General features: G+C 27.4%; 4 protein-coding genes. 3 read left to right on the forward strand and 1 reads right to left on the reverse strand.

Features of this window, described 5'->3' with window-relative positions; genetic code table 11:
* Positions 1-348: 348 nt before the first annotated feature.
* A complete protein-coding gene (locus NR218_RS12215; protein WP_265848569.1) occupies positions 349-1,686 on the reverse strand; it encodes a hypothetical protein in 1,338 nt (445 codons plus the stop codon).
* A gap of 171 nt (positions 1,687-1,857) precedes the next feature.
* Here NR218_RS12215 and NR218_RS12220 point away from each other — a divergent pair, with 171 nt between their 5' ends.
* From NR218_RS12220 to NR218_RS12230, 3 genes are all read left to right on the forward strand, one after another.
* Positions 1,858-3,912 carry an ATP-dependent nuclease gene (locus tag NR218_RS12220; protein ID WP_242288196.1) on the forward strand — a complete coding sequence of 685 codons (2,055 nt, stop codon included), beginning with the start codon at positions 1,858-1,860 and terminating at the stop codon, positions 3,910-3,912.
* A 1-nt stretch (position 3,913) separates the two neighbouring features.
* Positions 3,914-5,668 carry a UvrD-helicase domain-containing protein gene (locus NR218_RS12225; protein WP_242288198.1) on the forward strand — a complete coding sequence of 585 codons (1,755 nt, stop codon included), beginning with the start codon at positions 3,914-3,916 and terminating at the stop codon, positions 5,666-5,668.
* 597 nt (positions 5,669-6,265) lie between these two features.
* Positions 6,266-7,267 carry an ADP-ribosylglycohydrolase family protein gene (locus NR218_RS12230; RefSeq protein ID WP_265848573.1) on the forward strand — a complete coding sequence of 334 codons (1,002 nt, stop codon included), beginning with the start codon at positions 6,266-6,268 and terminating at the stop codon, positions 7,265-7,267.
* Positions 7,268-7,329 lie beyond the last annotated feature (62 nt).

The raw sequence follows: 7,329 nt of genomic DNA on the forward strand, positions 1-7,329 counted from the left end.
AAAATACAATAAGAACTTATTATGAAATATTTAGTGTGGTAAAAGATTTTAAGTAAGATGAAACTTCAGAATAAAATAACTCATTAATAGAGTTAATCTTGTATAAATATTTATAAGATAAAAGATGAAAAATATTGGAAAAGTGAGCTATGAATATGAAGAGGTATAGAGTACAGAAGAGAAACAGACAGAACTCTATACTTCTTCTATTAATAAAAAGATAGACATAAAAATTTAAAAGCGACATTTATTTAAAGCCCAATAAAATAGGAATAGTTACGAGATAAATACTATCAACATTAGAAAGAACATGAAATTAGATAATATTATACTAAAAATTAAGGCTACTTATATTGAATATTTATGCTTAATTTCTCGTAGTTTATTCTCTTGTGCTCTAGTCAAAAGAGATGATGAAGCATAATCTTCAACTAAGACGACCAAAATAGCCTTTTTCCAAGGTGTAGCTAAAACTTTTGAAATTAATTGCTCATTTTTTTCAATATAATCAAAAATAAATTCAAGTCCTTTTGGAGTTAAATTTTTTAGCATGTCTTTATAATAACTCATTGCATTATTTGAAACTCCGTAATCATTTCCTAAATAGCAGGTAAATATAACCTCAACGTACTCTGGGATAATGATTTCAGGAATTGGCGTTATTTGTTTTGAAATTTCATATAGTCTTTCTGCAAATACAGGTTCATTATAAAAGTTATTCAAACCTAAATGAGCATCTGTTAACTGAGTGATAGCCTTTTTAAAGATAGCAACTTTCTCAACATCATTTAATCTATTTAATAATCCTATACTTTCAAAAAATTTTCGGGAAGTCGATGAAGCAGTAGTATCTCCAATTACACTTAAACGATTATGTTTTTCAATGAAAGAAGTTTCAATTTTATTAGTTAATATAGGTTTAAGTAGTTTTGCTAGTTCTAATGAATTATTTCTTTTTGTTGTAGAGGAAGATTCATCTACGTAATTAGAATATAAGATTTTCATAACTAATTCTTGTTGTAAATCAAAAGTATTCTTTATAGAATCAGACATAGTTGATAAATTATCCATTGTTGTTGTTTCATTTTCCAACATACTGATGAATACTTTCATATCAATACCCTTTGTCGCATTATCATGTGATAAACCATATTTACAACATCTACTTATAAAAGTAATTAACTCTCTGTCATCGATTTCTATTTTGGTGGGATGTGCAACTGAAGCATTATTTCGCATTTCTCTACATTGGTTTAAATAAAAAAAACCTTGTTCGGAAAGGATATTTAATTGGTAGGAAAGTTTTAATAAATCTGCATCTTTAATTTCATCAAGAAAATCATCATCTTTTTTATTACCTAATACATTTTTGATCATCTCCATACCAAATGAATGAACCCTAAACCTTAATTCTTTAATGACGCTATTCCAAATATATATAATAGCTCCATCAAATAAACCTACTGATATTGCTACACATGTTTTTGCAATAAATTTATCTCTTAACCTTGGAGAAATTAAGTTTAGTTCACGTGGTAGGAGAGATAATGCTATTTTTATATCTTCTGAAGAAGGAAGTATACTTCGTGGAATTGATAAACTATTTGTAATGATTTTTACAACATCTTCACTAGAATTTGTAACCTCTGAAGGAGTAATTATTATATCCGTACTTTTATTTTCCATTATTTCACCTCAATTAATTTTAAATTATCAAATATAGACATTATTTAAAATTAAATATAAAAAATAATTTTGATAATTTTATTTAGTAAAATACTACTATCTAATACGTTATAATATGTTAAAAGAAATGAATAATCAATAAATTATTTTTATAGAGAGTGGAGGAATAAAATGTACATTTCGGGTATTGAAATTAAGAATTTTAGAAGTTTTGATAATATTAATATCGATTTTCATGAAGGTGTTAATGTATTAATTGGTCATAATAATTCTGGTAAATCAAATTTGTTGCGTGCTTTAGCTATAATATTTGATAGAACAGTAAAAAAACAACTATCGGTAGAAGATTTTAATAATTCTTTAACAATAGACTCTTTAAAAAAACAATCTCCAAAAATAGTAATTACAGTTCGTATAAAACAGTCTGAAAATGAAGATTTGATGACAGATGAGTTAATTACAGTAAGCAATTGGTTAACAAAACTGGAAGAGCCTTATGAAGCCAAAATACAGTATGAATTCTTTTTACCAATATCTGAAGAAAAAAATTATGTTGATACGGTTAACAAAGCAAATAATAAAGAAGAAATATGGAATATAATTAGAAGTCAATTTATCCGATTATACATTAGTAAAATTTGGGGGGGTAATCCAGAAAATCAAGTTCCTATAGACAATGATAATTTAAATAAATTTGACTTTCAGTTTTTAGATGCAATACGAGATGTAGAGCGAGATATGTTTAGTGGAAGAAACACTTTATTAAAAAGTGTAATAGACTTTTTTTTAGATTACGATATAAAGTCTGACAAAAATATTACAGAAGAAGAACAGAAAATGAAACTACAAGAAAGGAAAGACATCTTTTCTACCCATTCTAGTCAACTAATTAAAAATATTCAGGAAAGATTAGATAGTGGTAATCAAGAGATTCTATCTTATATAGAGGAGATAGGAGCCTCCTATGATAAATCAACCCCGGATTTTGAAGGACAACTTTCAGAAAGCGAAATTTACATGGTGTTGCAATTAATAGTTAGGCAAACAACTGGAATGTCTATACCTATAACTCATAATGGATTAGGCTATAACAATTTAATTTTCATGGCTTTGCTACTATCTAAAATGCAAGCAGATTCGGATGGGGAATTTTTAGGCAGTAATGCAAAAGTATTTCCTATATTAGCTATTGAAGAACCAGAAGCTCATTTACATCCTACTATGCAAAATGAATTTATTAAATTCTTAAAAAATAATATTAAAGATAAAAAGGTAAAGCAAATTTTTATAACTACCCATTCTACACATATTTCATCATCAACAAATATTGATGATATTATCTGTCTTTATAAAAAAAATGATATAGGAAATGTTAGTTACCCAGGAAGAATTTTGGGTGAGAATAATATTAAAAGCAAGAAATACGTGCAACGTTTTTTAGATGCTACTAAATCAAACATGTTGTTTGCAGAAAAAATAATTTTTGTTGAGGGTCTTGCAGAACAATTACTATTAAATATATTTGCAGAATACTTAGGTAAATCTTTAGAAAAGAATCATGTTGCAGTAATAAATGTAGGTGGAAGATATTTCGAACATTTCTTACATTTATTTGATAGTAATAATAAGGGGGCGATTGACCGTAAAGTTTCATGTATAACTGATTTAGACCCAGTACGAAAATGTAAAACAAAAAATAACTATAAAGCATGTTATCCATTTGAATATAATATGAATTTAGAGGAATTTGACTACTCAACTAATGATTTGTTAAATGAATATGAAGATGAAAAACATAATAATATAAGAGCTTTTGTTCAATCTAAAAAATATGGAAAAACATTTGAATACCAGCTTATACTTGATAATCCTTCGTTAAAATTATTACTTACAGAATCAATTGCTAATAAAAAAGAGTTAATTGAATTGATGAATTTATACAGTAGTAATGCAACCTTTTCAGAATTAATTAATACGTTATCAAATTCTCATGAAAATAATAGAATAAAAGAATCTTTAAAAAATACAAATATTGATTGGAATGAAGAACAAAAAAAGAAAGCATTGATAGCATCTAGATATCTAAATTCTGTAGGAAAGGGTGAAAATGCTCTAGAATTAGCTTCAGTACTAAAAGATAATTTAGAATTGAAAAATCAAGATGAATATCAAGAGTTTATAGTACCTGAATATATAGCAAATGCAATTGAATGGGTGTGTGAATAATATGATTATTAATGCACAAACGAAATTAAACATAGAACAAGATTTTAAAGTACAAGCTGGACCTGGCGCTGGAAAAACTGAATTTTTGGTAAATCATATAAAAAACGTAACTCAAACTTCTGAAAAACTTGAATGTATGAAAAAAATTGCATGTATTACTTATACAAACACAGCTGCTCAGACAATTTTACAAAGACTAGGGAAAAGTGTTTCAAATAGAGTAGATATATCTACAATACACAGCTTTTTGTATAGAAATGTAGTTAAACCATATTGTTCTTTTTTACCAAAAGAATATGGAGTTTGTATACGAAAATTAAATGGACATGATGATCCGGTTGTGATTAGAAAATACGTAAAGAAATGGGTAGAAAATGGAGACTTTAAAGGATTGGAACGTCCTAATAGTAAAAAACAAATATTGACTATTCCGACATTATATAAGTCTCTACAAAACTGGCTTCTATCTATGAAACTTTCTTATAAGAATGATGATATACAATTTGTTTGTGAAAATTCCAAAGCGTTAGTATACGATGAAAAAAAAGAAAAATGGCAAAAAATAAAGGATGTAAATCTAAAAATACTTGAAAAAGAATTATTAAATTATAAAAAAATATATTGGATGAACGGGATTATCGATCATGATGATATTTTATTTTTCTCATATAAATTAATTAAATATTATCCATTTATCCTTACTGTTTTATGTGCTAAATATCCCTATTTTTTTATTGATGAATTTCAAGATACTAATCAAATTCAAGATTTTATTATAAATAAATTAAGACAGAGGGGTTGTATAGTAGGGGTTATCGGAGATAAAGCACAAGCAATTTATGGTTTTCAGGGCGCACAAGTTGCTTTATTTGAAAATTTTAAAGTTGAGTCAATAAATTCTCATACTATTAGTGAAAACCATAGGAGTTCAGAGCAAATAGTTACCTTTTTAAATAGTATTAGGAAAGACATTAGACAAGAATCATGTAGTGGCATTGAGAATAGCAATGTTTCAATAATGGTTGGAAATCGAAATAAAACTTACAATGAGGCTATTAATAATTGTTGTAATGAACCACTTATTTCATTGTCTAGAGATAATATTACCTCTAACGCAATGAAAATAAACTTGGAAGAAAATAATCTTGATAGAAAGTTAATTGAAAAACTTAAAGAAATTGATAGTAACACCCAAAGAAAGAATATTATTGTTTCACTTATTAAGGCCATTGAATTAGCTAAGAATACTAAGTATAAAGACGCTTTGAAAATAATCAATTCGATTTATAAGAATAAAAATAATCCCCAAAAAACAGCTCTTTATTCACTATTAAATATGATTAATAACTATGAGGAATACAGTAATGGTACGTTAATGGATTTTTACAATGTAGCATGTAGATTTTTAGATTTTAAGATTTCGGGGTTTAATAAGGGAAAAATAAAAGATTTTTACGAAAAAGCTTTATATAAAAACGTGGCTATATGTGTAGATATTATTGAAGATACAAGCAACCATATTACTATTCACAAAGCTAAAGGGGCAGAATTCAAAAATGTATTTGTTATAGGTAATAAAGACACTTTAAGTCTACTTTTGAAACCAGATTTAATGAACGATGAAGAGCATCGTATATTCTATGTAGCTATGAGTCGAGCAAAGAAGAAACTTTTTTTACAATTTGATTATCTTGATATTAATGAGCAAAAGAAAATTAAGGAACGTTATGATGTAAATATTCTACAAATAACCTAATCTAAGAACATTTAAATTCAATATATTGCTTGATTATAATTTAATGATACATAAAATCTATAAACGATTAAAAAGAAAATATATTTGCTAAAATCTATAAAAATGAAGAAATAATAGTTCTCCCTAAATTACAGTTAAAAGAAGTAAATAGATTGAAAACTTTGAAATATTCTAATCCAAAATTTGAACCATTAAAATTGAAAAAATAACATTTAATGCTTCTAAATAATATAAATGAATAATCATTTATATATAAAATATTCTATACATAATAAAAAGTCATCCTATATTAGGGTGATTTTTTATTATAGTAGTAATTGGGTATTTTTAGAAAAATCACTGATAGGGAGAAGCATATCACAAATGATGCGGTTTTTTCAGCCGCTTCATAAAGGGATTTTGAACGTATCAGAACATATGAGGTTTATGAGAATTGCAGTTATGTTTTTGTGAAGCATATCACAAATAAAACTAAAAAATAGATTGTGTATAGTATAAAAGGAAGGGATTTATATTAAAATTTTGACAATAAAATGTAAGCGCTCTAAAATAAAAAATTAACTCGTACGTATAAGTGGACAAGAAGGGAGTTTTATAATGAAAGATAAAATATTAGGAACTTTATATGGCCAAGCTATTGGAGACGCTTTAGGTATGCCTTCAGAATTATGGAATCGCAACAAAATTAAAGATTTTTTTGGGAAAATCACAACTTTTTTAGATGGTCCTTATGAAAATAAGGTAGCCAGAAATTTCACCAAAGGACAGTTTACAGATGATACTGCACAATCACTACTAATCATTGATGCACTAAATAAAAATCATTTTGAACCTTCAAAAAAAATCATAGCAGACGAATTGATTGAATGGGCCAATGCTACAAACGCATTTAAAAATAATATTCTTGGCCCAAGTTCTAAAGCAGCTTTAACTGCAATAATACAAGGAGAAGATTCCCAATTCTATACAAAAAATGCATTAACTAATGGGTCGGCTATGAGAATTGCTCCTATTGGTACTTTATTTTCTAAAGATCAAAAAGTAGAGCTTGTAAATTATGTTAAGGAAATTAGTGAAGCTACTCACACAAGTGATGTTGCAATAGCCGGAGCTAGTATGATTGCTTATGCAGTAACATTGGCAGCGGAAGATAAGAATTGGAAAGAAATTATAGAAGGCGTTTTGGATATTCACGATATAGCTATTAAAGAAGGAGAACAAACTTTTTCTGCATCAATAGCAGAAAGATTAAAATTAGCAGTTCAGTTTGCCAATCATTTCGAAAGTGAGGAGGAATATTCGCTCTGGCTTTATGATGTGATAGGATGCGGAACATCATTAACTGAATCGGTCCCCACTGCTTTGGCAATTGCTTATTTTTGTAAAGACCCCAATAAATGCGCAATTTTTTGTGCGAATATTGGTGGGGATACTGACACAATTGGTGCTATGGCAACTGCTATATCGGGAGCTAAATACGGATATAGTAATTTTAAAAAACTTTGGATAGAGACTATCGACAAACACAATAGTGTGAACTTAGAACAATATGCAACTACGCTCGAAAAAAATGGTTCTGTTGCAAAGTTGAATTTATAGTATAATTATAACCAAAAGGAGTCTTCTGTATGAACTATTTCAGATATAAACAATTTAACAAG

This window comes from Staphylococcus sp. SUC_1.2 (assembly GCF_026222585.1).

What these genes read in the sequence shown, in the direction of transcription:
- NR218_RS12215 (WP_265848569.1), bottom strand. Translation starts at nt 1,686, where the DNA reads ATGGAAAATAAAAGTACGGATATAATAATTACTCCTTCAGAGGTTACA.
- NR218_RS12220 (WP_242288196.1), top strand. Translation starts at nt 1,858, where the DNA reads ATGTACATTTCGGGTATTGAAATTAAGAATTTTAGAAGTTTTGATAAT.
- NR218_RS12225 (WP_242288198.1), top strand. Translation starts at nt 3,914, where the DNA reads ATGATTATTAATGCACAAACGAAATTAAACATAGAACAAGATTTTAAA.
- NR218_RS12230 (WP_265848573.1), top strand. Translation starts at nt 6,266, where the DNA reads ATGAAAGATAAAATATTAGGAACTTTATATGGCCAAGCTATTGGAGAC.